Genomic DNA, 26,744 nt, shown 5'->3' on the forward strand with positions numbered 1-26,744 from the left:
CTACCTCCCGCAGAACACCGCGAACAGGGCCATGTCGTCGTGCGGACGACCGGCCAGGTACTCCACCACGTCCCGCTCGACCGCCTCGCACACGGCCTCCGGGCCCGCGCCCGCGTAGACCGGGAGCAGCCTGGTGAGCCGGTCCATGCCGTAGAACCCGCGGGCGCCGCGGGCCTCGTAGATGCCGTCGGTGAACATCAGCAGCGTGTCCCCGGTGGCCAGGGTGTCCTTGACCTCGGTGTAGGTGGCCGAGGGCCGCACGCCCGCGACGATCCCGCGCACCTCCAGCTCCTCGACGGTGCCGTCGGCGCGCAGGACGATCGGCGGCGGGTGCCCGGCGACCGCGACGGTGACCTCCGCCCCACCGTCGACGCCGGGCCGGACCCTGGTGCACACCGCGGTGACGAAGCGGGCGTCGCCGTCGTCGTAGAGGGCGCTGTTGAGCGCGCCGAGGACGACGGCGGGTGAGTGGTCGAAGTGTACGGCGGTGCGGATGCTCTGCCGGGCGCGGCCGTTGAGCACGGCGGCCTCGACGCCCTTGCCGCAGACGTCGCCCAGGGCGAGCAGCCAGTCGTCGTCGTGGCCGTGCACGTCGTAGAAGTCGCCGCTGATGTCGCTGTGGTCGGCCGCGGCGCGGAACCCGGCGGCGATGCGCATCCCGGGGATGCGCGGCAGCGAGGGCGGGCGCAGCCCGGCCTGCAGCACCGAGGCGACCCGGTTGCGGTCCTCGTAGAGGCGGGCGGAGTCCAGCGCGGTGGCGGCGCGGCCCGCGACCCGCTCGGCGAGGGCGATGTCCTCGGCCGGGAAGCCGCGGTCGCCGCCGCGCAGCAGGACCAGCACGCCGATGGTGCTGCCGCGCGCGGTCAGCGGCACCCCGAGCACGTCGGCGGGTCGCAGGTCCACGGCTTGGGCGCGCAGCGCGTCGTGCGGGATGAGGCTGTCGAGGCCGTCGGTGGTGGGCGAGTCGGGGGCGACGTGCAGCAGTTCGCCCTGCCCGGAGCGCAGCACGCGGCCCACGCCGAGTTCCTCGGCGGGGTTGCGGGCGACGGAGTCGGTGAAGGTCGGGTCGGTGCCGCCGTGCAGGGAGAGCCTGCCGAGCCGGTGGTCGGCGAGGACGACCAGGACCCAGTCGGCGAAGCGCGGGCGGAGCAGGTCCGCCAGCCGCAGCACCGTGCGGCGCAGGTTCAGCGACCCGGCGAGGGCGGTGGTCACCTCGTCGGCCAACTGGTCGTGCTGCCGGGGGCGGTCCGGACCGTGGTCGCCGCCCCGGGTCGCCGCGCCGGGCTCACCGAGCGGCGGGGCCGGGATGCCGGTCGCCGGGCCCGTGGTCCCGGGGGTCATCGCGCCACGCTTCCCTCTCCGAAGCCAGGAGATGGAACCCAGCCTACTGGTTGTCCAGCGGCACGGGCGTCGCCGCCCGCCGGTCGGGAGCGACCGCGACGGCCTCGGGGAGCGGGACGGAGACTGCGAAGTCGGCCCACACCCATTTGCCCGCGTCTGTGCCCACGGCCCCGGCGATGCTCTCGTAGCCCCACGCGGTGCTGAGCGCCTCGACGATCACCAGGCCCCGACTGCGCTCGGAGAGCAGGGTGGGTGCCTGGCGCACCGGCAGCCCGGCGGAGTGGTCGCCGACCCGCAGCCGGACCACACCCGTGACGAGGACGACCTCGACGTCGACCTCACCGCAGCCGTGCTCGATGGCGTTGGTCACCAGTTCCGACACGGCGAGCACGATGTCGCCCAGCTCGGCGCGCGGCACGGCCCACGAGCCCAGCGCCGCGGACACGAAGTCGCGGGACTCGGCGACCGAGGACTCGGCCGCGGGGAGCCGGGTCGCCAGCCGCCGCACCCTGCCGCTGTCGGGTGCCACCCCGTTCACCGCACCTGCCACCGCCCTCCGACCGTCGAACGCGGGAACCCGCCACCGCGGGCCCCTACCGGACAGGGTGGCGTGACCACGGGTGACCTCCCGCTTGTGCACCACCGGCACGCGCCGCACTGCCTGCTCGTCCACGACCGGGGGTGTACCCCGTTCACGGCCCGGTGAACCACCGGGCCGGACCGGCTGGTGGGGAGCGGGTCAGGCGGTGCCCGCCAGGCCGAAGACCTCCGAGAGCCCGGTGATCTCGATGATGCGGCGGACCCGGTCGTGCGGGGCGGCCAGCGTCAGCGTCCGCCCGCCCTCCTCGGCGGTGCGCAGTGCCGCGACCAGTACCCGCAGCCCGGCGGAGTCCATGAACTCCACGCCCGCCAGGTCCACCCGCACGCCGGTGGCGCCGGGGGTGGCGAGCGCGTCGGACAGCTCGGCCTCCAGTTGCGGGGCGGTCGCCAGGTCGACCTCGCCGGTCACCGACACGACGACCGGATCGGTGCCCTCGCTCTTGATGTCCACGTTGTTCCTTCCCTCGGCGGATGGGGACACGCCCACACCCGCGTGACAGTAGTGCCGCGCCCCGGCGCGCACCCGGCGCGGGCGGGCGGATCTTGCCCCAGGAGGAACCGTTTCGCCCGGCGAACTCCTGGGTAAGTCGTGGTCGCACCCCCGCGGCGCGGAGCGGGATCCTAGGGAGGGAACCACCATGGCCGAGATCACCCGACTGCCCAAGCCGGTCTCCGACGAGTGGGCCTGGCAGCTCGAAGGCTCCTGCCGGGGCACCGACAGCATGGTGTTCTTCCACCCGGACGCCGAGCGCGGACCGGCCAGGCACGCCCGCGAGGAGCGCGCCAAGGAGATCTGCCGGGCCTGCCCCGTGCTGGCGCAGTGCCGCGAGCACGCGCTGGCCGTGCAGGAGCCGTACGGCATCTGGGGTGCGATGGGCGAGGGCGAGCGGCGCACGCTGATCGCACAGCGCAGGCGCGAGGTCCGCGTCTCGTAGTCGGGTGGCCAGGGGGCCTCGGCCCCCTCCCGTCCGCATCTGGGCATGGGGGCGTCAGCCTGCCAGGGTGTCCTCGCCGAGAGCGGCGCGCAGCCGCTCCAGCGTCTTGGCCAGCAGCCGGGACACCTGCATCTGCGACACGCCCACCCGGCGGGCGATGTCGGCCTGGCTCAGCCCGCGGAAGAAGCGCAGCACGATGATGCGCTGCTCCCGCTCGGGCAGCTCGGCCAGCAGCGGTCCGAGGGCACGGCGGTTGTCCACCTCCGTCAGCCGCTCGTCCTCGTAGCCGAACCGGTCGCCGCTGGGTTCCGACAGCCGCGCGTCCAACGAGGTCCCCTGCTTGCCCGCGCTCGCCACGAGGGCCTCGTAGACCTGCTCCTTGGTGAGGCCGAGGTGTTCGGCCAGCTCGCTGGGCTTCGGTGCGCGTCCGAGCCGCTGGCTCAACTCGTTGCGCCCGGCCGCAACCGTGACGTGCAACTCCTTGAGCTGGCGCGGGACCCGCACCGCCCAGCCGGTGTCGCGGAAGTGCCTGCGCAGCTCGCCCATGATCGTGGGGATGGCGAAGGCGTAGAAGTTGCCCCGCTCCACCTCGAACCGGTCGACCGCCTTGATCAGGCCGATGGTGGCCACCTGCACGAGGTCTTCGAGCTGGTCGCCGCGCCGGTCGAACTTGCGGGCGAGGTTGCGGGCCAGGTCGACGTGGTCGGCGACCAGCTCACCGCGCAGCGCGGCGCGGGCCGGGTCGGCCGGGTCCAGCTCGGCCAGCCTGCGGAACCGCGCGATGTCGGCGGCGTCGCGCGCCTCCTTGTCGCGCGCGGCGTCCTCGCGGGTGCTCATGGCGAATCGATTCCGGCGGGCCCCGACGTCAGCTCGATCGTGACGCGGTGGCCCCCACCCGCGGGCTCGACCCGTTCGGTCACCCCCTGGGCCAGGGTCGTCAGGATCTGCCACCCCATGGCGTCGGCCGACGGCGGGGTCGGCCCCGCGGCGTCGACGCCGACGCGGACGGTGATCACCTGCTCCCCCGGTTCGAACCCGCACGCCAACGCCGAACCGGGCACCGCCGCGCGCACCAGCAGCGAGCAGGCTTCGTCCACGGCCATCCGCAGGTCCTCGATGGCGTCGAGGTCGAAGTCCAACCGCATGGCGATGTCGGCGGCGAAGGACCGCAGCAGCGGCACCTGTTCGGCGTCGGCGAACACCTTCACCTCGACGGCCCGCACCCCGTGGGCGCGGACGACCGGGGTGGTTTCGACCTCAGACACGCGTACCTCCTGCCGTCCCAAGCTGTCCCGGGACCGTACCCCCTGCGCGACCTCCGCAGAACGGTGGTGGAGCGGGGTGGGATTCGCACCGTCACCGGCGCCATCACCACCCCGCCCCACGGCAACGGGCTCACGGGGGCAGGACCCGAGAGCTGGTACCCCGACTTGATCAGAGTCAAACCGGTTCAGCGAAAAGAATTCCGCGAGTAGGTCCGGGAGAAGTTCCCGAGGCCGCCGAAGTAGGTACCGACCAGCAGCGCGGGGTCGGTGGCGACGGAACCGCGGGGCACCGACCCGTCGTTGCCGTCGTCCCAGCCCCACGAGGTGTTCGCGGCGTTGTCCTTGCCGTTGTCACCCCGGAACGTGCCCGGGCTCGCGTAGGTCTCGGCGTTCGCGCGCCGCGCCCAGAGCCCACCGGCGTCCAGCATGTCCACGAGCTGGTAGCCCACCGAGCTGTCGGTGCCGGACGACGGGGCCTCGGCGGTGCCGCTCGGGTAGTAGACGACACCGTCGCCGTCGGGGGCGTGCTGGGCGTTCTTGGCGTAGAGCCCGTGCCCCTTGGCCTCCTGGAACGTCGTGGGGTGCGCCACACCGTTGTAGGTCTGCATGACGACCTGCCCGTCCACGCTCTCCCCACCGCTGGTGAAGGGACTGCCCGCGGGCGTGTAGGAGTAGAAGTCGCTGTGCGCGACGGTGACCATGCCCTCGAAGGCGCCGTAGGTCGACCCGTCCTTGCGCACGGTCAGCAGCAGGCCCTCCATGTCGTTCTCGTGCGTGAACTGCTCGAACGGGTCGGGGAAGTCCTCCCAGTCCCGCGGGTGGTAGAGCGCGTAGGTCAGGAACCAGTGCGTCCCGGTCTCGACGACGCTGTAGTAGACGGCGCCCTTGAGCCGGTTGACGTCGGCGGACTGGTTCTCCCAGTTGTTGACCGCGTTCCAGTCCCCGTCGTAGTCCACGCGGGAGAGGTAGTCGGCGTCGTAGTCGCTGGAGTCGGTGTCCTGGTAGTGGATCGGCGCCCACCGGGTCGCCAGCGCGAGGTCGGACGGCGCGGCGACGGCGGGGGTGGGGAGCAGGGTGACGCTCGCCGCGGCCAAGGCGCAGGCGAGCACGGTCAGGCGGGACATGCGGCAGGGACCTCCCGTGTGTGGGTGTGATCAGGTGACTACCGGACGTGGGTGAAGCGGGGGTGGCCCGCACGCCAAATCGTGATCGTCGGCCGGGGAAGCCTCGCCCGCCGCAGCCACCCGGAACCCGTTCACCGCACCCGCGGTGCGACCGGCTTGAGCGGTCCGGTGGGGGTCAGCGGTCCGGGCCGGGTTTTGTGGTGCCCGCGCGGTCCGGGCCCTTGCCCAGCAGTGCCGCCGGGCGGATGGCGAGGTCGCCGAACTTGGAACGGGCCCTGTCCGCGGCCTGGTCGGCCTCGCGCCAGCCCTGTTCCGGTGCGTCGAGCACCAGTTGCTCCGACTCCCCCGCTCCCAGTTGCTCCACGCGGACGCCGATCAGCCGCACCGCCCCGGGCGGGGTCTGCTCGTCGAGGAGTTGCGCCGCCGTGCGGTAGATCTCCTGGGTGACGTCGGTGGCGACCGGGAGGGTGCGGGAGCGGGAGATGGTGGTGAAGTCGGCGTAGCGGACCTTGATCGCGACCGTGCGGCCGCGCAGGCCCCGGGAGCGCAGGGTGGTGGCCGTGCGCTCGGCGAGGCGCAGCAGTTCGCGGCGGAGCAGTTCGCGGTCGTGGTGGTCGGTGTCGAAGGTCTCCTCGGCGCCCACCGACTTCTCCGCGCTGCGCGGGACCACCGGGCGGTCGTCGTGGCCCTGGGACAGGGCGTGCAGGTGCTCGGCCATGGCGACCCCGATCATCCGCCGCAGCCGGGGCAGGGGGGCCGCGGCGACGTCGGCGACCGTTTCCAGGCCGACGTCGACCAGGCGCTCCGCGGTCTTCTTGCCCACGCCCCACAGCGCGGAGACGGGGAGGGGGTGCAGGAAGGCGGTGACCTCGGTCCTCGGGACGACCAGCATGCCGTCCGGCTTGGCCAGGCCGGAGGCGAGCTTGGCGACGAACTTGGTGGACCCGACGCCGACCGAGCAGACGATGCCGTGCTCGGCGTGGACCCGGCGGCGGATCTCGGCGCCGATGCCCGCCGGGGTGGTGCGCAGCCTGCGCAGGGAACCCGACACGTCCAGGAACGCCTCGTCCAGGCTCAGCGGTTCGACCAGGGGGGTGATGTCGCGGAAGATGGCGAGGACACCCGCGGAGACCTGCTGGTACAGGGCGAACGTCGGGGGCAGGAACACCGCGTTCGGGCACAGCCTGCGGGCCTGGACGGTGGGCATGGCCGAGCGGACGCCGTGGCGGCGGGCGATGTAGTTGGCCGAGGACACCACCCCGCGCACCCCCACGCCGCCGACGACCACCGGGCGGTCGCGCAGTTCCGGGCGCTCGCGGATCTCCACCGAGGCGTAGAAGGCGTCCATGTCGACGTGCAGCATCGGGCAGCCGGTGTCCTCCGGCCAGCCGCCCGGTCCGGCCCTGTACCTCTCGACCAGCCCCCTGGGCAGGTCAGCGCTGCGCCCCACGCCCCTGAGCAAACCACAGGGGTCCGACGGTCAGCGGCGGGCCAGGGCGTGCAGCCGGGTGGCGATGTCGCGCAGCGGGGGGACGCGGGCGGCGGCGGCCTCCAGTTCGGCCAGGGCGTCCGGGTTGGCCTCCAGCACCGACCCGCCCACCAGGTCCGACACCACGCCCTGGCCCTGGAGCACCTCGACCACCAGGTGCGCGTCGGTGAGCAGGGCGGTGAGGCCGTCGGAGTCGAAGCGGCGCAGCAGGGTCTCCCCCGGCGCGCGCAGGGTTCCGGTGGGGTCGTCGAGCAGCCTGCGGGCGTCGACGAGCCTGCCCGCGACCGCGCGCTGCAGCACGGCGGCGAACCGGTTGGCCACCACGACCGACAGTGCCCCGCCCGGGGCGACCGCGTCCGCGAGGGCGGTCAGGGTCGTCCCCGGGTCGTCGACGACCTCCAGCAGGCCGTGCGCGAGGACCAGGTCGACGCCGCCGGGGGTGGCGACGTCGGCGAGGGCGTCGCTGTCGGACTGCACGGCGGTGATCCGGTCGGCCACGCCCGCCTCGACGGCGCGGCGGTGCAGGGTGGCCAGCGCGTTCGGGCTGGGTTCCACCACGGTCACCGCGCACCCGTCGGCGGCGAGGGACACCGCCAGCACCCCGCTGCCCGCGCCCACGTCGAGCACGCGCGGTGCCGCCCCCCGGCGGTCGCGGGCGGCGGTCAGCTCGGCGTCGAGCACTCGGCGAACAGCATCCGGTCGCATGGACAGGAACTCTAGAGACTCTAAGGTCTAGGACGTGCAAACGGTGGCAGTGCTCAGCCTCAAGGGTGGCGTAGGGAAGACCACGGTGGTGCTCGGCCTGGCCTCGGCCGCGCTGCGCCGGGGCGCCCGCACGCTGGTCGTCGACCTGGACCCGCAGTGCAACGCGACCGCCACCCTGGACCCGGCGGACACCGAGGCGACCCTGGCCGACGTGCTGGAGACGCCCCGCCCCTCGGTGCTGCGCGCCGCGATCGCCCCGAGCGGGTGGAGCGACGAGGTCGACGTGATGGTCGGCTCCGAGGAGCTGGAGTCGCTCAACGACCCGGACCCGGGGCAGCGCAGGCTGGAGAAGCTGGGCAGGGCGCTGGCCGAACTGGGCTCGCTGCTGGCCGAGGACGAGCTGCCCTACCAGATGGTGCTGATGGACTGCCCGCCGTCGCTGGGCCGGTTGACCCGGTCGGCGCTGGTGGCGGCGCAGGGCGCGCTGCTGGTGACCGAGCCGACGCTGTACGCGGTGTCCGGGGCGCAGCGGGCGTTCGAGGCGGTCGAGCGCACCCGCCGCGAGCAGAACCCGAACCTGGTGCCGCTGGGCGTGGTGGTCAACAAGGTGCGCACGCACTCCTACGAGCACCAGTTCCGCATCGCCGAGCTGCGGGAGAGCTTCGGCTCGCTGGTCATGCCGGTGGCGCTGCCCGACCGGCTGGCGGTGCAGCAGGCGCAGGGCGCGTGCATGCCCATCCACCAGTGGCACACCCCCGGGGCGCGGGAGGTGTCGCTGGCGTTCAACCTGCTGCTGGCCCGCGTCCTGCGGACCGGTGGCCGCGGGCGCCACCAGGCCATCGCCTGGCCGGACGACGACGACACCGACTCCACCGATCCCGACCCCGCCGGTCCCGCGCAGCGGGCGGCCGACTGAGCGCGGTGGCACCCTGGGGGGATGCCCGAGGGAGACACGGTCTACCGCACCGCCGCGCGCCTGCGCACCGCCCTGCTCGACCGGGTCCTGACCAAGGGTGAACTGCGCCACCCCCGCCTGTCCACGGTGGACCTGGCGGGCCGGGTGGTGGTGGGCGCGCGCACGGTCGGCAAGCACCTGTTCCTCCGGTTCGACCGGGACCTGAGCCTGCGCAGCCACCTGGGCATGGACGGCGCCTGGGACGTGTACGCGCCGCGGGGGCGCTGGCGCAGACCCGCCCACCAGGTCCGCGCCCACCTGGTCAACGCCGAGCACCAGGTCGTCGGGTTCAACCTGCACGAGATGGCGCTGGTGCCCACCGCGGAGGAGGACCGGCTCGTCGCGCACCTGGGCCCGGACCTGCTCGACCCGGCGTGGGGTCCCGAACTGGCCGCCGAAGCGCAGGCGCGGCTGACCGCGGACCCGGCTCGGGAACTGGGGTTGGCGCTGCTGGACCAGCGGGTGATGGCCGGGGTCGGGAACGTGTACAAGGCGGAGATCTGCCACATCCTGCGGGTCTCGCCGTGGTCACCGGTGTCCGCGGTGTCGGCGGCGGAGGCGGTCGAGCTGGCCCGGGACCTGCTGGAGCGCAACAAGCTGCGGGTCGACCGGTGCACCACGGGCGACACCCGGCGGGGGCGGGAGTTGTGGGTCTACGGGAGGCGGCGGACGCCGTGCCTGCGCTGCGGTGGGGCTGTGGTGGCCGGGGTGCAGGGGGCTGATGTGCGGGAGCGGGTGGCCTACTTCTGCCCGGTGTGCCAGCCGGGGCCTCGTGGAGGTGCTGATCCGGGTGCTCGCGCTCAGACTCCTCGGGCCACGGTCAGGTATCTCTGAGCTGGTTTTTCTGGTGCTGTGGGTGGATTCTCGCAGCGTGGTTTTGAAAGCGCCGGTCGTTTGGTGGTGGTGCCCGGGTGGGTGGATCCGCTTGGGCGGGGCCCCTACGCCGATCATGCGCCCAGTGTGACCGAGTGGGGCGAAAAGATGCCCCACAGCCCACGCAGGCTTGCACATGATCGGCACCCCCACCCAAGCACATCCACCCACCCGGGCATTTCCGTAGCCGGGCTGGCGGTTTTCGGGGTGGTCGGCAGCTGCGCGCGATGGGGTCGCGGGTGGCTGGCCGCCAAGCATGCGGTGTCGGGAGTGGTGGCTCGTGTCCCGCCATCGGGGCAGCGGCCCGGCTGCCTGCGCCCGGGTTCAGGCGGTGGTCAGCACCAGAGCAGGCCGCAGGGCTTCTTGGTCGTCGTGGTGGTGACCGGCGGTGGTGGCGGGGGCGGGGGCGGCTTGAACGTGGTCGTCGGCGGGGGCGGCGGTGGTGTGGTGGTGACCACCTTGGTGGTGGTCGTTGTCGTCACCGGGGGTGGTGGGGCCTCGGCGGCCGAGGACGACGACGTGGCGGTGGTGCTGGTCGTGATCGTCGTGGTGCCGGGGGCGGCCGAGGAGATGACCACCGAGACAGTGGTGACCACCTCGATCGTGGGTCCGCCGGTGGGGTTCGCCGGGATCGACTCCGGGGCCACCTCGGCGGCGGGGCGGGAGGCGGGCAGGTCGGCCTGGGAGGGTTCGGCGGCGATGCCCTCGTAGAACAGGGCCGCTGTCGCCGCGCCGAGCACCGCTCCGAGGGCTAACCGACCCGACCTGCTCAGCGCAGCGCGCACCCTCGTCCCCCTCGACCACCGCAGCGTCGCCATTCAGCTCGGTGAGTGATATTCACACACGCTCTGTATATGGACGATCACCCTAGCATCCCCCGAACGGGTGAGTGGAAAAAACGTTGTCGAGGGCGGCGCGGCGACGTAGATTCGAGGTACACGAGAGAGGAGGTGGTCCACCGGTGTATTCCAGTAGGACGCGTGAGGTGGCTGTCCGCTAAGGACCACCCATCAACGATGGTTGCCGGCTCCGCCCACGGCAGACACCGGGTCCTCCCGGTGCCGTAGGCGCGGCGCGTGGTCGGCGAATACCAGGCAGTCACCCAGCCCTCGGGCCCCCGGGGTAGTCCGTCCCGGGCCCTCCTCCGCGCTTCGGCGTGGGCGAGGGAGCAGGCCCGGGGGCTGTGCCCTGTTCTGGGCGGTTTTGCTTCGAGGCGGCTTCCGCATCACCCGGCCGCCGGATTCTCCTGACCCGCGGCCCCGGGCTCGTCCGGTGCGGCACGAGTCAGGTCTTCCACCGGGCCGTTCTAGTCCTCGGTGGCGTCGGTGCCCTCGACCTGGCGGAGGCGGCGCCAGGCCTGGCCCGCGGCTCGTTCGGCGGCCTTGGCCTCGCGGCGAGCGACCTGGAGGGCGCGGCGGGCGTCGAGTTCGGCGTGTTCGGCCGCGTCGAGTTCGGCGTTCAGCTCGCGGACGCGGTCCTCGGCCGCGGTGATGGCGTGCTCGGCCTCGGTTGCCGCGCGGTCGGCGTCGGCGCGGGTGGACTCGGCTTCCTTGACCGCGGCGCGGGCCGCCTTGAGGGCTGCCTTGTCGGTGGGCTTCCGTGGGGTCTTGGCCGGTGCCGATCGGTCCCCGCCGGGCTGCGGGGCGATCGACAGGCCGGGCCAGACCTCGGCGACGACGAAGTCCTTGGCGGTGGTCACCCGGCCCTCGGCCAAGCGGGCCGCTGCGGCCTCGTCGGTGATCGCGGCGGTGAACACGTCCTCCAGCTCGCGGGTGACCGCCTCGCTGGGCGACGCACCGTCGGCGGCCGTGCGGACCAGGTCGGCCAAGAGTTCGGTGCGGCGCCTGGTCAGCGTGCGCAGGTCCGCGCCGGAGCCGCTGGTGTGCGCCGCGCGCAGGTCGGCGGCCAGGTCGAGCAGGTCGGTGACCGAGTCCGGGTGGTCGCGGACGAGCCGGTTGACCAGCCAGGCCGCCGTGGTGGGCTTGGCCAGGCGCTCGATCTCGGCCGCGCGGGCGGGGTCGCCCGCGGCCTTCGCCGCGCGGGCCAGGGCGCGGCGGGCGGCGACGAACTCCTCCCGGGGGAGCGCGTAGAGGTCGTCGGCGTCGGTCACGGGGTCCATCATCCACCGTGACACGATGGCCGCGTGGTCTACCGGCAGCTCGCGCGCACCGTCCTGTTCCGCCTCGGCGGAGGCGACCCCGAAACCGCCCACGAACGGGTGCTCGACGGCCTGGGCAAGCTCGGCGCGGTCCCCCCGGCAGTGGACGCGCTGGCCAAGGTCTTCGGCCCCCGGCGCGGGCGCACCGTCTTCGGCGTGCGGTTCCCCGGCGCGGTCGGGTTGGGCGCGGGGATGGACAAGCACGGGGTGGCGCTGCGGGCGTGGCGCGGGATGGGGTTCGGGTTCGTCGAGGTGGGCACGGTCACCCGGCACCCGCAGCCGGGCAACCCGAAGCCGCGACTGCGCAGGCTGGTCGCCAGCGAGGCGATCATCAACCGGATGGGGTTCAACAACCACGGCGCCGACGCGCTCGCCGCGACGCTGCGCAGGCTCGGCCCGCCGGGCATCCCCCTGGGCATCAGCATCGGCAAGTCGAAGGTCACCCCCGTGGCCGAGGCCGTCGAGGACTACCGGTACTCGCTGCGTGCCCTGCACGGGTTCGCCGACTACTTCGCCGTCAACGTCAGCTCCCCCAACACCCCCGGCCTGCGCGGGCTCCAAGACCGGGCGCAGCTCGACGAGCTGGTGGGCGAGCTGCGCCGGGAGACCCTCGCGCTGGCCGACGAGCTGCCGCCGACCCCGCTGCTGGTGAAGATCGCGCCGGACCTCACCGACCACGCGGTCGCCGAGGTGCTCCAGGTCTGCGCCGACCACGGGGTCGCCGGGCTGATCGCCACCAACACCACGCTCGGGCGCGGCGGGCTGGACCCGGCCGACGTGCGGGCGGGCGAGGACGAGGCGGGCGGGCTGAGCGGTCGGCCGCTGACCGAGCGGGCGCGCGAGGTCGTGTCGTTCGTCACCGCGGAGACCGGCGGGGCGCTGCCGGTGATCGGCGTCGGCGGGATCATGCGGACCGACGACGCGCTGCGGATGTTCGACGCGGGCGCCAGCCTGGTGCAGCTCTACAGCGGGTTCGTCTACTCCGGTCCGCCGCTGGTGCGGGCGGTCAACCGCGCGGTCGACGGGCGCTGAGGTCGCTGCCGCCGCGACCGCGGCGGCGCAGCCAGCGCAGCAGCGGGTGCGCGGCGACCACCGCGATCGAACCCCAGCCGATGCCGTCGACGGTCATCCCGCCGAGGGTGACGGTCAGGTTGCCGACGCCCGCGGCCACCGCGACGGCCACCACGGTCAGGTTGACCGGCTCGGCGAAGTCGACCCGGTTCTCCTGCCAGATCCGCACGCCGACCAGGGCGATCATCCCGTAGAGCAACACCGATGCCCCGCCGAGCACGCCCGAGGGCACGGTGTCGATCAGCGCGCCGAACTTCGGGCTCAGCGACAGCAGCACCGACGCCGCGGCCGCCACCACGTAGGTGGCGGTGGAGTACACCCTGGTCGCGGCCATGACACCGATGTTCTCGGCGTAGGTGGTGGTGCCGGAGCCGCCGCCCGCGCCCGCCAGCGCGGTGGCCAGGCCGTTGGCGATGAGCGCGTCGCCCACGCTGCCGTCGAGGTTGCGGCCGGTGACGGCGGCGACCGCCTTGACGTGCCCGACGTTCTCCGCGACCAGCACCAGCACGACCGGGATGACGACCAGGATGACCGTCGGCCGGAACTGCGGGCTCTGCAACTCCGGGAGCCCGAGCCAGGCCGAGGCGCCCAGCCGGTCGGCCTTGTCCGGGTCGATGCCGCCCGCGACGGCCGCGGTGATCCAGCCCGCGAGCACCCCGACGAGGATCGACACCCGCGACAGCAGGCCGCGCGCGACGACCGTGCAGCCGGTGATGACCGCCACGGTGACCAGGGCGATCAGCGGCTGCTCGCCGAAGTTGCCGGTGGCGCTGGGGACCAGGCTCAGGCCGATGATCACGACCACCGCGCCGGTGACGACCGGCGGCATGACCGACTCCAGCAGCCGCACCCCGAGCGCCTTGACCGCGACGCCGACGCCGATCAGCAGCAGCCCGGCGACCAGCACCCCGCCCAGCTTGGCCGCCGGGCTCTCGTTGACGGCGGCGACCAGCGGGGCGACGAAGGCGAAGGAGGAGCCCAGGTAGCTGGGGATGCGGTTGCGGGTGATCACCAGGAACAGCAGGGTGCCCAGGCCGGAGAACAGCAGCGTGGTGGTGGCCGGGAAGCCGGTGAGGGCGGGGACCAGCACGGTCGCGCTGAACATCGCGGCGACGTGCTGCACCCCGAGGCCGATGGTGAGCGGCCAGCTCAGCCGCTCGTCGGGCGCGACGACCTCGCCGTCACGGAGGCGACGACCGTCCCCGTGCACGGACCACACCGTCAACTCGCCCCTCCACCCCCCGGTGCCCCCGACCGGATGCCGTGCATGGTGCCACAGCACGTAGTCGATCAGTCGATACGACACCGTGATGTTCACACCGATGGCCGCAGCGCCGGGCCGCGGGACCGCGGCCCCACCGGGGTGCGCTACGGCTCGTCACCGCGGGCTGGGGCAGGGATGACAGCGCCGTGTCGGGCGGGTGCGGACACCGCTCGGGCGCGCTGGTCAGCCGGAGAGGTCGCGCAGGGCCAGGGCCAGGGCGGAGAGCCGGTCGGAGGCGTCGGTGAGGCCCTCGCGGGGAGCGGAGGTGCTGGTGGCGGCGAGGGCGCGGCCCGCGGCGGAGACCAGGCCGCGGTAGCCCTCCACGCCGTCGTCGAGCTGGCGGCGCAGCGCCCGGACGCCCTCGGAGAGGTGGGCGCGGTCGGCGGCCGGGGCGTGGTCGCGGGCCCGTTCGACCGCCTGGAGCTGGGCGGAGACGCCGTGCAGGGCGGCGGCGGCCTCGGCACCGGAGTGGCGGGCGTGCTCGACGGAGTCCGGTGGCACCAGGGCGGCGCGGCTGAGCTGGGTGAGCAGTTCGGCCAGGGCGTCCTGGGCCTCGGCCAGCGCGCGCATGGGTTCGCGGGCGGCCGACGAGCGGCCGGGCAGCGACACCGGGACGGGCGCGGGTTCGGGCAGCGGCGCGCGGTGCAGCCGCCAGGACTTCACCCCGGAGAAGGCGGTGGCGATGCCGGAGACGACCGCGCCGCCGACCAGCAGCGGCAGGCTGGCCCCCGGCGCGGCGACGGCCACGTCGACCACGGCGGCACCGACCCCGGTCGCCGCGGTCGTGCCCGCCCAGCCCTTGGCGACCATGGCGGCCCGCCTGCGCTCGCGGAGCGCCTTGGCCCTGGGGTCGCGCCGGTTGGAGAGCACACCCCGGATCTGCTCGCCCACGTGCTCGCGGAGGGCGCTGCTGATCTCCCGGCCGATGCCTCGGGTGATCTCCCTGCCGGTCCCCGGAGCCGGTGCGGAACGGAGGTCACGGAGGTGGCGGTCGACGAACTCGCCGCCGAGCTTGCGCAGCTCGTCCCTCCGTGACCCCATCGTTCACCTCACCGACTCGTCAGCGGGTCAGGACCCGGCCTGCGGGTTCGCCCGCTGCTCCTGCGCGACGCGCTGGGCGATCTCGTTCTGGATGTTGGCCGTCGGCGCGGACGCCGCCTGCCCACCGGTGACCTGGCCCGCGACGGCGCCGCCGGACATCGAGGCGCGGATCTGGTCGAGCCGCGACTGCCCCGCCATCTCGGTGGTGGAGGCCTGGACCTCCATCATCCGGCCCTGCACCGAGTTCTGCGCCAGCTCCGCGGAACCGAGGGCGGTGGTGTACCGCTTCTCGATCTTGTCGCGGACCTCCTCCAGGGAGGGGGTGTTGCCCGGCGCGGCCAGCTCGCTCATCTGGTTGAGCGACCTGGAGACCTGCTCCTGCATCTTGGCCTGCTCGAGCTGGCTGAGCAGCTTGGTGCGCTCGGCCAGCTTGTTCTGCAGCACCATGGCGTTGCGCTCGACGGCCTGCTTGGCCTGCGCGGCGGCCTGCAGGGCCTGGTCGTGCAGGGTCTTGAGGTCCTCGATGCCCTGCTCGGCGGTCACGAGCTGGGTGGCGAACGAGGTCGCCGCGTTCTCGAACTGGGTCGCCTTCTGCTCGTCGCCCTTGCTCCGGGCCTCGTCGGCGAGCACCAGGGCCTGCCGGGCCGAGGACTGGAGCTTCTCCACCTCGCCGAGCTGGCGGTTGAGCTTCATCTCCAGTTGGCGCTGGTTGCCGATCACGGAGGCGGCCTGCTGCGAGAGGGCCTGGTGCTGGCGCTGGGCCTCCTCGATGGCCTGCTGGATCTGCACCTTGGGGTCGGCGTGCTCGTCGATCTTCGACGAGAACGACGCCATCAGGTACTTCCAGAACTTCACGAACGGGTTGGCCATCTCCTCCGCCTGCCTTCTTCGTACTGCCGGTCCACTGGTTCAGCGCTGCCACACTCTGCGCACCTGTCGTCCGCGAAACGGCAACGTCCCGGCGTCGTCATGGGTTCCATCGTGGCTGTGCGTCCCATCGTGTCAGGTGCGCCGGGACCGTTCCACCGGACCCGGCGTAATTCAGGGATCACCCTGAGAACACGGGCCCACCTCGGGGTCGCCCCCGGTCCTGGCACGCCGACGATTGTCCCCGATGATCGGCGCGCGGCCGGGTCGAACGGGGGAATCCACGCCGAACCGAGACGTGGCGGGTGCGGCGCAGGCCCGGGCGCCCGCCGCGTGCGGGTGCCCGGGCCTGCGCCGGTGCTCGTGGGGTGGGGGTCAGGCGGCGAAGACCGCCCCGGCCCTGGCGCCGCCCAGCGTGGTGTCGAGCCGGTGCGCGAGCACGGGCTGCAACCGCAGGTCGGCCAGGTTCTCGCCGACGACGGCGGGCACAAGCCTGCCGCCCTCGGCCGACGCGCGGGGGCCCGCGGGCCCCTTGGCGGCGTCCACCGCGTCCACCGGCTCGGCGCCGACCCGCTGCGGCACGCCGTCCTCCACCGAGGTCAGCGCGCTGATGTCGGACGCCACGTGGTGCAGCAGCTCCGACAGCGGCAGCTCCAGGGCGTCGCAGATGGCCGCCAGCAGCTCGCTGGACGCCTCCTTGCGACCCCGCTCGACTTCCGAGAGGTAGCCCAGGCTGACCCGCGCGGAGCGGGAGACCTCCCGCAGCGTGCGCTGCTGGTTGGTGCGGGCGTGTCGGAGCCGATCACCGATCGCCTCGCGCAACAGCACGGTCATCGCGCACCTCCCTTCCTCGGGACCTCAGTCCGAGCGCCGCTCCCGGTCGAAGCGGGAACCGCACCTGGCTGTCACACAGACAACGTTACCGAGAGGCACCGACACAGCGCAGCGACTTCACGGGTAGTCCGCCAAGAGCGAACGAGTGGTGAACCCGGAATGTTCCCGGGGTACCACGCCCGCACCCCGCACGCATCGCGCGCGGAACGCCACCGACAGTGAATGGGTCCTCACCCGGAAAGGGTACCGACCGCACGGGCGATCAGGTCAAGGGCGGCACGCACGGCAACCGAGCGAACTTCTTCCCGGCCACCGGTCGCTACCGGCGACGACAGCAGCGTTCCGTCCGGTCCGGACAGTGCCGCGTACACCGTCCCGACCGGCTTGCCGTCCTGCGGGCCGGGACCCGCGACGCCGGTGAGCCCGACGCCGTAGGTGGCCGCGCAGCGCAGCCGCGCGCCCTCCGCGAGGGCGACGGCGACGTCCGGGTCCACCGGCCCGCGCTCGGCGAGCAGGTCGGCGTCCACGCCCGCCAGGGTCGCCTTGAGGTCGGTGGCGTAGACGACGAGGCCGCCGCGGACGACGGCGCTGGAGCCCGCCACGCTGGTCAGCGCGGCGGTCAGCAGGCCGCCGGTCAGCGACTCGGCGGTGGCGACCGTCTCACCCCGGGCGCGGAGCGCGGCGACGACCGCGGCCACCGCCTCGGGGGGCAGTCCCGGCAGCAGGCCGAGCCCGGTCACGTGACCAGGGCGCGCTTGCCCCTGGCGCGCAGCCGGATCGCGCGGATGACGTAGTCGACGCCGGTGACCGCGGTGAGCGCCACCGCGATGCCCATGACCGCCCAGTTGAACGGGGCGAACAGCGGCGGCAGCGGGAGCAGGAACAGCCCGATTGCCAGGACCTGGGCCAGCGTCTTGGCCTTGCCGCCCCGGCTGGCCGGGATCACCCCGTGCCGGATCACCCAGAACCGCAGGAGCGTGACGCCGATCTCCCTGACCGCGATCACCAGGGTGACCCACCACGGCAGGTCGCCGAGCAGGCTCAGCCCGACCAGGGCCGAGCCGGTGAGCGCCTTGTCCGCGATCGGGTCGGCGATCTTGCCGAAGTCGGTGATCAGCCCGTGCTTGCGGGCCAGCCTGCCGTCGACGTGGTCGGTGACCGAGGCGACCGCGAAGATCGCCCAGGCGACCAGCCGCCAGAACGTGTCCGCGCCGTCCTCGGTGAACAGCGCCGCCAGGAACACCGGCACCAGCAGCAGCCGGGACACGGTGAGCATGTTGGCGATGTTGAGCACCGGGACCTGCGTCGGCTCCGGCAGGCCGGGCGCGTGGTGCTCCGGCACGGCCGCGGCGACCGGCTGGGCGAGGTCGGCGGGTCCCGCGGGTGACTCGGTGCACTCCGGACCCTCCACCGCCTCCCCGGGGCCCCCGGTCGCCGCGGCGCTCACGGCGAGTCCGGGGCGACGCGCGGGAGCACCTCGAGCGGCTCGACCACCAAGTCCACGCCCTCGGAGTCGACCACGCGCGCGCGGACCAGGTCGCCGACGGCGAGGTCGGTGACGTCGAGCAGGTCGCCGCTGACGAACACGCACTCGCCGTCGACCTCGGGGGCCTGGTGGGCGGCGCGGCCCGCGCAGTCCTCGTCCTCGGAGTCGGGGCGCTCGACCAGCACGACCACCTCGGAGCCGATCCGCTCCTCGGCGCGCTGGGTGGTCAGCTCCTCCACCAGCGCCGAGATCCGGGCCACCCGGGCGGTGACGGTGTCGGCGTCGAGCTTGTCGGGGAGGTTCTCCGCCTCGGTGCCGTCCTCGTCGGAGTAGCCGAACACGCCGACCGCGTCGAGCCGGGCCTCGGTGAGGAACCGGACCAGCTCGGCCACGTCGGCCTCGGTCTCGCCGGGGAAGCCGACGATGAAGTTGCTGCGGATGCCCGCGGCGGGCGAGTGCTCGCGGATCTGCCCGACCAGCTTGAGGAACGAGTCGGTGTCGCCGAAGCGGCGCATCCGGCGCAGCACGGTCTCGCTGGAGTGCTGGAAGGACATGTCGAAGTAGTCGGCGACGCCGGGCGTGGTGGCGATGGCGCGGACCAGGTTGGGCCGGGTCTCGGCGGGTTGCAGGTAGGACACCCGCACCCGGTCGATGCCGGGGATGGCCGCGAGGCCGGTCAGCACCGCCTCCAGCGCCCGCTCCCCGGCGTGCTCGCGGCCGAGGTCCTTGCCGTAGGAGGTGGAGTTCTCGCTGACCAGGACCACCTCGCGCACGCCCTGGGCGGCCAGCCAGGCGCCCTCGGCGAGGATCTCCCCGGGCAGCCGGGAGACGAACGAGCCGCGGAAGGAGGGGATCGCGCAGAACGAGCAGCGCCGGTCGCAGCCGGAGGCGATCTTGAGGGAGGCCACCGGGGCGTCGTCGAGGCGCTTGCGCTCGATCCGCGGCCCCCAGGCGTGCCCGGGGACGGTGACCTCGGCGGAGGCGGCCTGGCGCTCGACCGGGCTGATCGGCAGCAGGGTGCGCCGGTCGACCGGCACGTGCGAGGCGACGGCGTGGCCCGCGACCACCTCGCCGAGGCGCTCGGCCAGGTCGGGGTAGTGGTCGAAGCCCAGCACGGCGCTGGCCTCGGGGAGGCTGTCGGCCAGTTCGGTGCCGTAGCGCTCGGCCATGCAGCCGACCGCGACGACCTTGGCCCCGGTGTCGGCGGCGGCGAGCAGGGTGTCGACCGAGTCCTTCTTCGCCGACTCCACGAACCCGCACGTGTTGACGACGATCACGTCCGGGCTCGCGTCGGCGCCGCCGTCGAGGTCGACCAGTTCCCACCCACCGCCCGACAGCCTGCCCGCGAGTTCTTCGGAGTCGACCTCGTTGCGGGCACAACCGAGGGTGAGCATGGCGACACGACGTGACGTGGACGGAGAAGACACGACCAAAGGGTAACCGCCGGGTGACGAGGACGGCCGGGGCGTTGGGGTTGGTCAACGCCACCGGCCGTCGGGGCAATGGTGCCATCCCCCGCGCCGGGGGCGGGGATCGGGCGTGGTCACCGGATGGATGCGCTGCTGGGGGCGGGTGCCGCGCGCGCGTCGATCGGCTCCGACTCGGGCCGTGATCCACGCCTGCCGGGAGTTGTCGGCGGGCGACAAAATACGATCGGGTGAGCCATTGGACACGATCGGGTTCACGCGCGCGACTGGATCGTGACTACGAATACGCGCTGTGATGGTGCACAGTGTCCTGGTTCACCATGGAGGGGAGCGGCAAGGGCATGTCCAGCAGAGGTAAACACCGGAAGAAGCGCAGGATCCCGGCAGCGGCGGCGGTGGTGTTCCCGGTCGCGGTCGTGCTGGTGGTCTCCACCGGTGACGGCGTCCCGCTGCCCGGCCTGGCCGGGTCCGGCGTGGACGCGGTGCCGCCGGAGCTGTCCGTGCCGGTGTCGGCCTCGGTGAGCGTGCTCGCCGTCGACGGCTCGATGCCCGCCGACTCCGACCTGAGCCCCGAGGTGCTCGCGGCCGTCGCCGAGGCGCTGCCCGTGCCGCCGCCCGCCCCCGAGGCCGGGATCGACCTGAGCCAGGCGGGCATCCCCGAGGTCGCCATGCGCGCCTACGCCCGCGCCCAGCAGCTCCTCGCGGCCACCCAGCCCGGCTGCAAGGTCCAGTGGACCGTGCTGGCCGCGATCGGCCGGATCGAGTCCGGCCACGCGGGCTCCGGGGCGGTCGACGCCACCGGGCGCACCCTGACCCCGATCCTCGGCCCGGTCCTCGACGGTGGCGACACCGCCGCGGTGGCCGACACCGACGACGGCCGCTGGGACGGCGACCGCACCTGGGACCGCGCGGTGGGCCCGATGCAGTTCATCCCCGCCACCTGGGCCTACTACGGCACCGACGGCAGCGGCGACGGCACGGCCGATCCGAACAACCTCTACGACGCGGCCGTCTCCGCGGCCCGCTACCTGTGCGCGGGCGGCACGGACATGTCCGACCCGACCCAGCGGGCGCGGGCGATCTTCCGCTACAACCACTCCGACAGCTACGTCCGGTCGGTGCTGGCCTGGGTCGGCACCTACGCCGACGGCGTCACCCAGCCGCCCGCGGTCGTGCCCCCGCCCGGGGCGAACCCGCAGGCGCCCGGCCCCGGCAGCATCCTCGCCGGCGGCGGCGGCCCGATCGCGCCGCTGGCCGCCGCGGGCACCACCGTGGTCCCGCAGGCGGGCAACACCCCCGGCGGCACGGGTGGCGTGGCGGTGCCCCCGCTGACCGTCCCGGGCACCGGGGCGCAGCTCCCCGGTGTGCAGGTCCCCGTCCCCGGCCTACCGGTCCCGCCGGTCACCACCGCGCCCAAGCCGCCGACGACGACCGCGCCGAAGCCCCCGGTCACCACGGCCCCCAAGCCGCCGACCACGACGACGCCGCCGCCGGTGACCACCACGCGACCGCCCACGACCACCACGACCAGGCCGCCCGCCACGACCACCACGCGGCCGCCCCTGCCGGGTACCGACTGGTACGACTGGTCGGTCTGGGTGCCGTGGATGAAGTGACCCGCTGACCCGCACGCCGAGAGCCGCCCGGACCCCGGGCGGCTCTCGGCGCCTCAGACCCGTTCGAACACCGCGGCCAGGCCCTGCCCGCCGCCGATGCACATGGTCTCCAGCGCGTACCGCCCCCCGCGGCGGTCCAGCTCGCGCAGCATGGTGGTCAGGATGCGGACGCCGGTCGCGCCGAGCGGGTGGCCCAGCGAGATCCCGGAGCCGTTGACGTTGACCCGGTCCCAGTCGGCGTCGGTCAGCTCCCACTCGGCGGCCACGGCGAGCACCTGGGCGGCGAACGCCTCGTTCAGCTCCACCAGGTCCACGTCGGCGAGGGTGAGGCCCGCGCGGTCGAGGGCCTTGGCGGTGGCGGGCACCGGGCCCAGGCCCATCAGGTGCGGCGGCACGCCCGCCGCGGCCCACGACACCAGCCGGGCCAGCGGGCGCAGGCCCAGTTCGGCGGCCTTCTCGGGGGTGGTGACCAGGCAGGCCGCCGCGCCGTCGTTCTGGCCGCTGGCGTTGCCCGCGGTGACGGTGGCCTCCGGGTCCTGCCTGCCCATGATCGGCTTGAGCCCGGCCAGGGTCTCGGTGGTGGTGTCCGCGCGCGGGTGCTCGTCGCGGTCGACCGGGGCGGCGGGCTTGCCGCGCTTGCCCGGCACGGCCACCGGCACGATCTCGTCGGCGAAGCGCCCGGCCTCGATCGCGGCCACGGCCCGCTGGTGCGACCGCACGGACAGCTCGTCCTGCGCGGTGCGGGAGATGCGGTACTCGCGGCGCAGGTTCTCCGCGGTCTCGACCATGCCGCCGTCGACCGGGAAGTTCACCCCGCCCGCGGTCACCCGCGCCCTGGCCAGCCGGTCGTGCAGTTCGACGCCGGTGCCCTTGACGCCCCAGCGCATGGCCGTGGAGTAGAACTCGACCTGGCTCATGTTCTCCGCGCCGCCCGCGACCACCACGTCGGCCGCGCCGGTCTGCACCCGCATGGCGGCGTCGAGCACCGCCTGGAGGCCGGAGCCGCAGCGCCGGTCGAGCTGGGTGCCGGGCACCCCCACCGGCAGCCCGGCGTCGAGGGCGGCGACCCGGCCCAGCGCGGGCGCGTCGCCGTTGGGGTGGCACTGGCCGAACACCACGTCGTCCACCAGCGCCGGGTCGACGCCGGTGCGCGCGAGCAGTTCGCGGATGACGGTCGCGGCCAACTCGGTCACCGGGACACCGGTGTACACACCGCCGAACCGGCCGACCGCGGTGCGGACCGGCTCGCAGATGACTGCCTCGCGCATTGCTTGCTCCTCCACTCCCCACCCGGCCGGGCGGACCGGGGCTCCAGCCTGCCCCGCCGGGGCCGGTCGGGCGATGTGCCGTGTCACACGGTGTCACGCCGGTGCCGGTCCCGGCGCGACGGACCGGCGGGGCGGGACTAGATTCCGGAGGGTGAAACCGGTTGTGCGCAGGGCGAAGACCACCGACGTCCGGGCCATGAAGAAGATCATCGACGCCTACGTCGGCAAGGTCCTGCTCGCCAAGCCCACGGTGACCCTGTACGAGGACGTCCAGGAGTTCTGGGTGGTCGAGATCGACGGCGAGCTGATGGGCTGCGGCGCGCTGCACGTGCTCTGGGAGGACATCGCCGAGATCCGCACCATCGCCGTGCGCCCCGAGGCGCTGGGCAAGGGCGTCGGGCACCTGCTCGCCGACCGGCTGATCGCGGTCGCCCGCGAACTGGGCCTGGCCCGCATCTTCGTGCTGACCTTCGAGACCGAGTTCTTCGCCAGGCACGGCTTCGTCGAGATCGACGGCACCCCGGTCAGCCCGGAGGTCTACGAGGAGATGCGCCGCTCGATGGACGAGGGCGTCGCGGAGTTCCTCGACCTGGAGTACGTCAAGCCCAACACCCTGGGCAACACGCGGATGCTGCTGAAGCTCTGAAGCGGCCCTCAAACCTCCTCTAGGGGCGCCCCGGCACGCACAGAGGGGTTCGGCGGGGTACCCCGGCCCAGGGCGGCGGTGGGATGAATGACGGGCCGATTTCCCCACTCCCCCAGGAGAACCCCGTGGCCACGTCCACCCTGCGTCGTGCCTCCCGCGGTGTCGTCGCGTCCGTCGCCGCCGCCTGCGCCCTGGTCGTCGGCGCGGGCACCGCGTCCGCCGACCTCAGCGCCACCCAACTGCGCAGCACCACCGACAGCTACCTGTTCGGCCAGAGCCTGAACACCTTCCAGACGACCCGGGCCAACCGCCCGTACGCCGGCCAGATGGACTGGTCGTCGGACGGCTGCTCCAACTCCCCGGACAACCCCTTCGGCTTCAACTTCGTCAAGGCCTGCTACCGCCACGACTACGGGTACCGCAACTACAAGAAGCAGGGCCGGTTCACCGAGGACAACCGCCTGCGCATCGACAACAACTTCAAGTCGGACCTGTACACGATCTGCGCGGGCAACTGGTCCTGCAACCGCACCGCCGACGTGTACTACACGGCCGTGCGCCAGTTCGGCAATAGCTGAGGCCACCCTGGTGACCGGGGCCCGGCCCCGGTCACCACCGGCCGTGTCGCCCGAGCGCACTGAGCGCGGACCCGGCCGAGCCGGTGCGCCGCACCAGGTCCGAGGTCCCCGACGCCACCCGCCGAGCCGGACGAGGTCAGGCCGGACACCACCGTGACCGGAGGACCTCAGTAGCCCTGCTGGTACCCGTGCTGCTGCGGCGGGTAGTAGCCGCCCTGCTGCCTGTAGTCGGCGTAGTGCCGCGGGATGCCACCGGGGCCCACGTAGGCCGCCTTGCCGAAGCCCAGGATCGGGTAGCCGATGAACGGGAGCAGCACCAGCAGCACCGTGAAGCCCGCGTCCTTGCCGAACGAGCGGGACAGCCCGGCCAGCGCGAGGATCATGAACACGACGTTGGCGATCGGGATGAAGAACATGATCAGCCACCAGGTCGGCTTGCCGCTGATCTTGAGCAGGACGATGATGTTGTAGATCGGGACGATGGCGGCCCAGCCGGGTTCGCCCGCCTTGGTGAAGATCTTCCACATCGCGACGATGCTGACGATGCCGATGGCCGCGGAGACGGCGAAGATGCCGATGAAGGCGCCCCACGGGAACTCGGTGGTCGTGTAGGTGTAGGTGGGGACGTCGTCGTACTGGGCCACGGTGGGTCCTTTCAGGAGGGAGCGACTGTTAGTCGCTCCCGGGCCCCGGGGCGTGCCGTGTGCCGGGTGGGTCGTTATCCGTTCGAGACGTCAGTCCTCATCGGACACCTCGACCGGGCCGCCGCCGCGCATCTCGTACAGGACGCCGTCGAGTTCCTCCGGCTTGATCAGGACGTCCCTGGCCTTGGAGCCCTCCGAGGGGCCGACGACGCCCCTGGTCTCCAGGAGGTCCATCAGGCGGCCCGCCTTGGCGAAGCCGACGCGGAGCTTGCGCTGCAGCATCGACGTGGAGCCGAACTGGGAGGTGACGATCAGCTCCGTGGCCTGCACGAGCAGCTCCAGGTCGTCGCCGATGTCGGGGTCGATCTCCTTCTTCTCGCCCGCCTTGGCGGCGGTGACGCCGTCGGTGTAGTCGGGCTGGGCCTGTTCCTTGGTGAACGCGACGATGGCCATGATCTCCTCGTCGCTGACGTACGCGCCCTGGACGCGGACGGGCTTCGAGGCGCCCATGGGCAGGTAGAGGCCGTCGCCCATGCCGATGAGCTTCTCGGCGCCGGGCTGGTCGAGGATGACCCGGGAGTCGGTCAGCGACGAGGTGGCGAAGGCGAGCCGGGACGGGACGTTGGTCTTGATCAGGCCGGTGACCACGTCGACCGAGGGGCGCTGGGTGGCCAGCACGAGGTGGATGCCCGCCGCCCGGGCCTTCTGGGTGATGCGGACGATGGCGTCCTCGACGTCGCGGGGGGCGGTCATCATCAGGTCGGCCAGCTCGTCGACGATGGCGAGGATGTACGGGTACGGGCGGTACACCCGTTCGCTGCCGGGCGGGGCGCTGATCTCGCCGGTCTTGACCTTCTTGTTGAAGTCGTCGATGTGGCGGACCCGGTTGGCCTGCATGTCCTGGTAGCGCTGCTCCATCTCCTCCACCAGCCAGGTCAGCGCGGCCGCGGCCTTCTTCGGCTGGGTGATGATGGGCGTGATCAGGTGCGGGATGCCCTCGTACGGGGTCAGCTCGACCATCTTCGGGTCGATCAGGATCATCCTGACCTCGTCGGGGGTGGCCCTGGCCAGCAGCGAGACCAGCATGGAGTTGACGAAGCTGGACTTGCCGGAACCGGTGGAGCCCGCGCACAGCAGGTGCGGCATCTTCGCCAGGTTCGCGGTGATCATGTGGCCCTCGATGTCCTTGCCCAGGCCCACCACCATGGGGTGGGAGTCGGACAGGGCGGTCGTGGAGCGCAGCACGTCGCCGAGGCGGACCATCTCGCGGTCGGCGTTGGGGACCTCGATGCCGACCGCGGACTTGCCCGGGATCGGTGCCAGCAGCCGGACGTTGTCGGTGGCCACCGCGTAGGCGATGTTCTTGGTCAGCGCGGTGATCTTCTCGACCTTCACCCCGGGGCCGAGTTCGACCTCGTAGCGGGTGACCGTCGGGCCGCGGGTGAAGCCGGTGACCTGGGCGTCGATGGAGAACTGGTCGAGGACGCCGGTGATGGCCTCGATCATCGAGTCGTTGGCCTTGCTGCGGGTCTTGGGCGCGTCGCCCGCGGCCAGGACCGACGGGTCGGGCAGGCGGTAGTCGCCGTCGACGACGCGGGTGACGCTGATGGTGTCCGGGTCGCGGGGCGCCTCGGCGACCTGCGGGGTCTCCTCGACCCGCGGCACCGGGCGCTTGCGGACCGGTTCGGCGGGGGCGTCCAGCGGCAGCGTGGGCTGGGCGCCCTCGGCCTCCTCGGCGGCCTTGCGGGCGCGGGGCTTGCGCGGCCGCAGCGGCGGTTCGGCGAGCGGGTCGGGGTCGCCGAGGTCGAGTTCGTCGATGCCGACGTGGTGGCCCTCGGCGTCCTCCTCGTCGGGCAGGCGGCCCATCTCGCGCAGCCGGGTGGGGATCTCGCGGACCGGGGTGCCGGTGAAGACCAGCACGCCGAAGCCGAGCACCAGGAACAGCACCGGCACCGCGACCCAGGCGGTGACGCCCTTGGCGAGCAGGCCGCCGGAGAAGAACCCGAGCGCGCCACCGGCGAACATCCGGCCGTCGTTGTCCTCGGGCATCCCGGCGAACACGTGCAGCACGCCCAGCAGCGCCAGCAGGATCAGCAGCGCGCCGACGGCGTAGCGGGGCCGCTTCTGCGGTTGCGGGTCCGAGCGCATCAGGATCACCCCGACGGCCAGCAGGGCGGGCGGGACGATGGTCGCCAGCGCGCCGAACACGGTGCGCACGCCGATCTCCAGGCCCTGGCCGACGACGCCCGCCGCCCGCCACCACACGGCGGCGCCGAGCACCAGGCCGAGGGCGATCAGCCCGAAGGCGATGCCGTCGCGGCGGTGCGCCGGGTCGAGTTCCTTGGTGCGGCCGATCGCGCGGGCCAGGGAGCCGACGCCCTTGGCGAGCACGCCCCAGGCGGAGGCGAACGCGCCCCTGCGCGGCGGCGGGGCGGCCTTGCCGCGCGCGGGCGCGCGCTTGGCGGGTGCCTTCGCCGCGGACCGGGCGGGGGCCTTGGCCGCGGTGCGGGTGGGCGCCTTCGCGGGCGCCTTGGCCGGGGTCTTGCGCGTGCCGCCC

The 26,744-nt window shown here is 73.3% G+C and carries 27 protein-coding genes; 7 read left to right on the forward strand and 20 right to left on the reverse strand.

The genetic code is table 11. From position 1 onward, the window contains the following. From L6E12_RS15935 to L6E12_RS35405, 3 genes are all read right to left on the reverse strand, one after another. The gene (locus tag L6E12_RS15935; protein WP_236228698.1) at positions 1–1,341 is read right to left on the reverse strand and encodes a PP2C family protein-serine/threonine phosphatase; all 1,341 of its coding nucleotides are present in this window, start codon (positions 1,339–1,341) and stop codon (positions 1–3) included. Between the two features lie 43 nt (positions 1,342–1,384). After that, positions 1,385–2,014, reverse strand: a complete 630-nt coding sequence (locus L6E12_RS34395) for an ATP-binding protein (protein ID WP_236228699.1) — start codon at positions 2,012–2,014, stop codon at positions 1,385–1,387. A gap of 66 nt (positions 2,015–2,080) precedes the next feature. Next, a complete protein-coding gene (locus L6E12_RS35405; protein WP_236228700.1) occupies positions 2,081–2,392 on the reverse strand; it encodes an STAS domain-containing protein in 312 nt (103 codons plus the stop codon). A gap of 187 nt (positions 2,393–2,579) precedes the next feature. Here L6E12_RS35405 and L6E12_RS15950 point away from each other — a divergent pair, with 187 nt between their 5' ends. Further along, positions 2,580–2,876, forward strand: a complete 297-nt coding sequence (locus L6E12_RS15950) for a WhiB family transcriptional regulator (RefSeq protein WP_236228701.1) — start codon at positions 2,580–2,582, stop codon at positions 2,874–2,876. A gap of 54 nt (positions 2,877–2,930) precedes the next feature. On the opposite strand, the gene L6E12_RS15955 is transcribed toward L6E12_RS15950, so the two are convergent. From L6E12_RS15955 to L6E12_RS15975, 5 genes are all read right to left on the reverse strand, one after another. Next, complete coding sequence (locus tag L6E12_RS15955) at positions 2,931–3,713, reverse strand: SigB/SigF/SigG family RNA polymerase sigma factor (RefSeq protein ID WP_236228702.1); 783 nt, start codon at positions 3,711–3,713, stop codon at positions 2,931–2,933. Beyond that, on the reverse strand, positions 3,710–4,141 hold the full coding sequence (locus L6E12_RS15960) for an ATP-binding protein (RefSeq protein WP_236228703.1): 432 nt from the start codon (positions 4,139–4,141) through the stop codon (positions 3,710–3,712). The genes L6E12_RS15955 and L6E12_RS15960 overlap by 4 nt, the downstream gene beginning before the upstream one ends. A gap of 185 nt (positions 4,142–4,326) precedes the next feature. After that, positions 4,327–5,265 (reverse strand): hypothetical protein, encoded by a 939-nt coding sequence (locus L6E12_RS15965; RefSeq protein WP_236228704.1) that lies wholly within the window; start codon positions 5,263–5,265, stop codon positions 4,327–4,329. 175 nt (positions 5,266–5,440) lie between these two features. Next, positions 5,441–6,715 (reverse strand): DNA polymerase IV, encoded by a 1,275-nt coding sequence (locus L6E12_RS15970; RefSeq protein WP_236228705.1) that lies wholly within the window; start codon positions 6,713–6,715, stop codon positions 5,441–5,443. A gap of 30 nt (positions 6,716–6,745) precedes the next feature. Beyond that, positions 6,746–7,459: a bifunctional 2-polyprenyl-6-hydroxyphenol methylase/3-demethylubiquinol 3-O-methyltransferase UbiG gene (locus tag L6E12_RS15975; protein WP_236228706.1), complete on the reverse strand. Its 714-nt coding sequence runs from the start codon at positions 7,457–7,459 to the stop codon at positions 6,746–6,748. 34 nt (positions 7,460–7,493) lie between these two features. On the opposite strand from L6E12_RS15975, the gene L6E12_RS15980 reads away from it, so the two are divergent. Next, complete coding sequence (locus L6E12_RS15980; protein ID WP_236228707.1) at positions 7,494–8,375, forward strand: ParA family protein; 882 nt, start codon at positions 7,494–7,496, stop codon at positions 8,373–8,375. Between the two features lie 21 nt (positions 8,376–8,396). Further along, positions 8,397–9,248 (forward strand): DNA-formamidopyrimidine glycosylase family protein, encoded by an 852-nt coding sequence (locus tag L6E12_RS15985; protein ID WP_236228708.1) that lies wholly within the window; start codon positions 8,397–8,399, stop codon positions 9,246–9,248. A gap of 374 nt (positions 9,249–9,622) precedes the next feature. Here the strand turns inward: L6E12_RS15985 and L6E12_RS15990 are convergent, their stop codons facing one another. Then, positions 9,623–10,072 (reverse strand): hypothetical protein, encoded by a 450-nt coding sequence (locus L6E12_RS15990; protein WP_236228709.1) that lies wholly within the window; start codon positions 10,070–10,072, stop codon positions 9,623–9,625. Between the two features lie 521 nt (positions 10,073–10,593). Then, a complete protein-coding gene (locus tag L6E12_RS15995) occupies positions 10,594–11,397 on the reverse strand; it encodes a hypothetical protein (protein WP_236228710.1) in 804 nt (267 codons plus the stop codon). A 33-nt stretch (positions 11,398–11,430) separates the two neighbouring features. On the opposite strand from L6E12_RS15995, the gene L6E12_RS16000 reads away from it, so the two are divergent. Beyond that, on the forward strand, positions 11,431–12,477 hold the full coding sequence (locus L6E12_RS16000; RefSeq protein ID WP_236228711.1) for a quinone-dependent dihydroorotate dehydrogenase: 1,047 nt from the start codon (positions 11,431–11,433) through the stop codon (positions 12,475–12,477). Here the strand turns inward: L6E12_RS16000 and L6E12_RS16005 are convergent. The 7 genes from L6E12_RS16005 to rimO all read right to left on the reverse strand — a co-directional run bounded on the left by L6E12_RS16005 (position 12,452) and on the right by rimO (position 19,435). After that, positions 12,452–13,735, reverse strand: coding sequence for a solute carrier family 23 protein (locus L6E12_RS16005; protein ID WP_308074917.1), 1,284 nt, complete (start codon positions 13,733–13,735; stop codon positions 12,452–12,454). The two genes, L6E12_RS16000 and L6E12_RS16005, sit on opposite strands and share 26 nt — an antisense overlap. A gap of 228 nt (positions 13,736–13,963) precedes the next feature. Next, positions 13,964–14,821, reverse strand: a complete 858-nt coding sequence (locus L6E12_RS16010; protein WP_236228713.1) for a hypothetical protein — start codon at positions 14,819–14,821, stop codon at positions 13,964–13,966. A 27-nt stretch (positions 14,822–14,848) separates the two neighbouring features. Further along, positions 14,849–15,691 carry a PspA/IM30 family protein gene (locus L6E12_RS16015; protein ID WP_236228714.1) on the reverse strand — a complete coding sequence of 281 codons (843 nt, stop codon included), beginning with the start codon at positions 15,689–15,691 and terminating at the stop codon, positions 14,849–14,851. A 372-nt stretch (positions 15,692–16,063) separates the two neighbouring features. Beyond that, positions 16,064–16,522 carry a helix-turn-helix domain-containing protein gene (locus L6E12_RS16020; RefSeq protein WP_236228715.1) on the reverse strand — a complete coding sequence of 153 codons (459 nt, stop codon included), beginning with the start codon at positions 16,520–16,522 and terminating at the stop codon, positions 16,064–16,066. Between the two features lie 230 nt (positions 16,523–16,752). Continuing rightward, the gene (locus L6E12_RS16025; RefSeq protein ID WP_236228716.1) at positions 16,753–17,262 is read right to left on the reverse strand and encodes a CinA family protein; all 510 of its coding nucleotides are present in this window, start codon (positions 17,260–17,262) and stop codon (positions 16,753–16,755) included. Then, positions 17,259–17,798, reverse strand: a complete 540-nt coding sequence (pgsA, locus tag L6E12_RS16030) for a CDP-diacylglycerol--glycerol-3-phosphate 3-phosphatidyltransferase (RefSeq protein ID WP_308074918.1) — start codon at positions 17,796–17,798, stop codon at positions 17,259–17,261. Before pgsA ends, L6E12_RS16025 begins: the two co-directional genes overlap by 4 nt. Positions 17,799–17,965: 167 nt before the next feature. After that, positions 17,966–19,435, reverse strand: coding sequence for a 30S ribosomal protein S12 methylthiotransferase RimO (rimO, locus tag L6E12_RS16035; protein ID WP_236228717.1), 1,470 nt, complete (start codon positions 19,433–19,435; stop codon positions 17,966–17,968). A gap of 341 nt (positions 19,436–19,776) precedes the next feature. On the opposite strand from rimO, the gene L6E12_RS16040 reads away from it, so the two are divergent. Further along, positions 19,777–21,051 (forward strand): lytic transglycosylase domain-containing protein, encoded by a 1,275-nt coding sequence (locus tag L6E12_RS16040; RefSeq protein WP_236228718.1) that lies wholly within the window; start codon positions 19,777–19,779, stop codon positions 21,049–21,051. 53 nt (positions 21,052–21,104) lie between these two features. Here the strand turns inward: L6E12_RS16040 and L6E12_RS16045 are convergent, their stop codons facing one another. After that, positions 21,105–22,319: an acetyl-CoA C-acetyltransferase gene (locus L6E12_RS16045; protein ID WP_236228719.1), complete on the reverse strand. Its 1,215-nt coding sequence runs from the start codon at positions 22,317–22,319 to the stop codon at positions 21,105–21,107. Positions 22,320–22,470: 151 nt separating this feature from the next. Here L6E12_RS16045 and L6E12_RS16050 point away from each other — a divergent pair, with 151 nt between their 5' ends. Next, the gene (locus L6E12_RS16050; protein ID WP_308074916.1) at positions 22,471–22,965 is read left to right on the forward strand and encodes an amino-acid N-acetyltransferase; all 495 of its coding nucleotides are present in this window, start codon (positions 22,471–22,473) and stop codon (positions 22,963–22,965) included. Positions 22,966–23,090: 125 nt separating this feature from the next. Then, the gene (locus L6E12_RS16055) at positions 23,091–23,543 is read left to right on the forward strand and encodes a phospholipase (protein WP_236228720.1); all 453 of its coding nucleotides are present in this window, start codon (positions 23,091–23,093) and stop codon (positions 23,541–23,543) included. Positions 23,544–23,710: 167 nt separating this feature from the next. Here the strand turns inward: L6E12_RS16055 and L6E12_RS16060 are convergent, their stop codons facing one another. Both L6E12_RS16060 and L6E12_RS16065 read right to left on the reverse strand, forming a co-directional pair. Then, positions 23,711–24,187: a DUF5684 domain-containing protein gene (locus L6E12_RS16060; protein WP_236228721.1), complete on the reverse strand. Its 477-nt coding sequence runs from the start codon at positions 24,185–24,187 to the stop codon at positions 23,711–23,713. Positions 24,188–24,277: 90 nt separating this feature from the next. Further along, the coding region (locus L6E12_RS16065; RefSeq protein WP_236228722.1) for a DNA translocase FtsK at positions 24,278–26,744 on the reverse strand (2,467 nt) is incomplete at its 5' end.

Origin of the sequence: Actinokineospora sp. PR83 (assembly GCF_021056305.1) — a bacterium.
GTDB classification, from domain to species: domain Bacteria; phylum Actinomycetota; class Actinomycetes; order Mycobacteriales; family Pseudonocardiaceae; genus Actinokineospora; species Actinokineospora spheciospongiae.

Excerpts from the sequence above, each read along its gene's own strand:
- L6E12_RS15935 (WP_236228698.1), bottom strand. The coding sequence starts at position 1,341 with ATGACCCCCGGGACCACGGGCCCGGCGACCGGCATCCCGGCCCCGCCG.
- L6E12_RS15950 (WP_236228701.1), top strand. The coding sequence starts at position 2,580 with ATGGCCGAGATCACCCGACTGCCCAAGCCGGTCTCCGACGAGTGGGCC.
- L6E12_RS15955 (WP_236228702.1), bottom strand. The coding sequence starts at position 3,713 with ATGAGCACCCGCGAGGACGCCGCGCGCGACAAGGAGGCGCGCGACGCC.
- L6E12_RS15965 (WP_236228704.1), bottom strand. The coding sequence starts at position 5,265 with ATGTCCCGCCTGACCGTGCTCGCCTGCGCCTTGGCCGCGGCGAGCGTC.
- L6E12_RS15975 (WP_236228706.1), bottom strand. The coding sequence starts at position 7,459 with ATGCGACCGGATGCTGTTCGCCGAGTGCTCGACGCCGAGCTGACCGCC.
- L6E12_RS15985 (WP_236228708.1), top strand. The coding sequence starts at position 8,397 with ATGCCCGAGGGAGACACGGTCTACCGCACCGCCGCGCGCCTGCGCACC.
- L6E12_RS16010 (WP_236228713.1), bottom strand. The coding sequence starts at position 14,821 with ATGGGGTCACGGAGGGACGAGCTGCGCAAGCTCGGCGGCGAGTTCGTC.
- L6E12_RS16015 (WP_236228714.1), bottom strand. The coding sequence starts at position 15,691 with ATGGCCAACCCGTTCGTGAAGTTCTGGAAGTACCTGATGGCGTCGTTC.
- L6E12_RS16020 (WP_236228715.1), bottom strand. The coding sequence starts at position 16,522 with ATGACCGTGCTGTTGCGCGAGGCGATCGGTGATCGGCTCCGACACGCC.
- pgsA (WP_308074918.1), bottom strand. The coding sequence starts at position 17,798 with ATGCTCACCGTGTCCCGGCTGCTGCTGGTGCCGGTGTTCCTGGCGGCG.
- L6E12_RS16040 (WP_236228718.1), top strand. The coding sequence starts at position 19,777 with ATGTCCAGCAGAGGTAAACACCGGAAGAAGCGCAGGATCCCGGCAGCG.
- L6E12_RS16045 (WP_236228719.1), bottom strand. The coding sequence starts at position 22,319 with ATGCGCGAGGCAGTCATCTGCGAGCCGGTCCGCACCGCGGTCGGCCGG.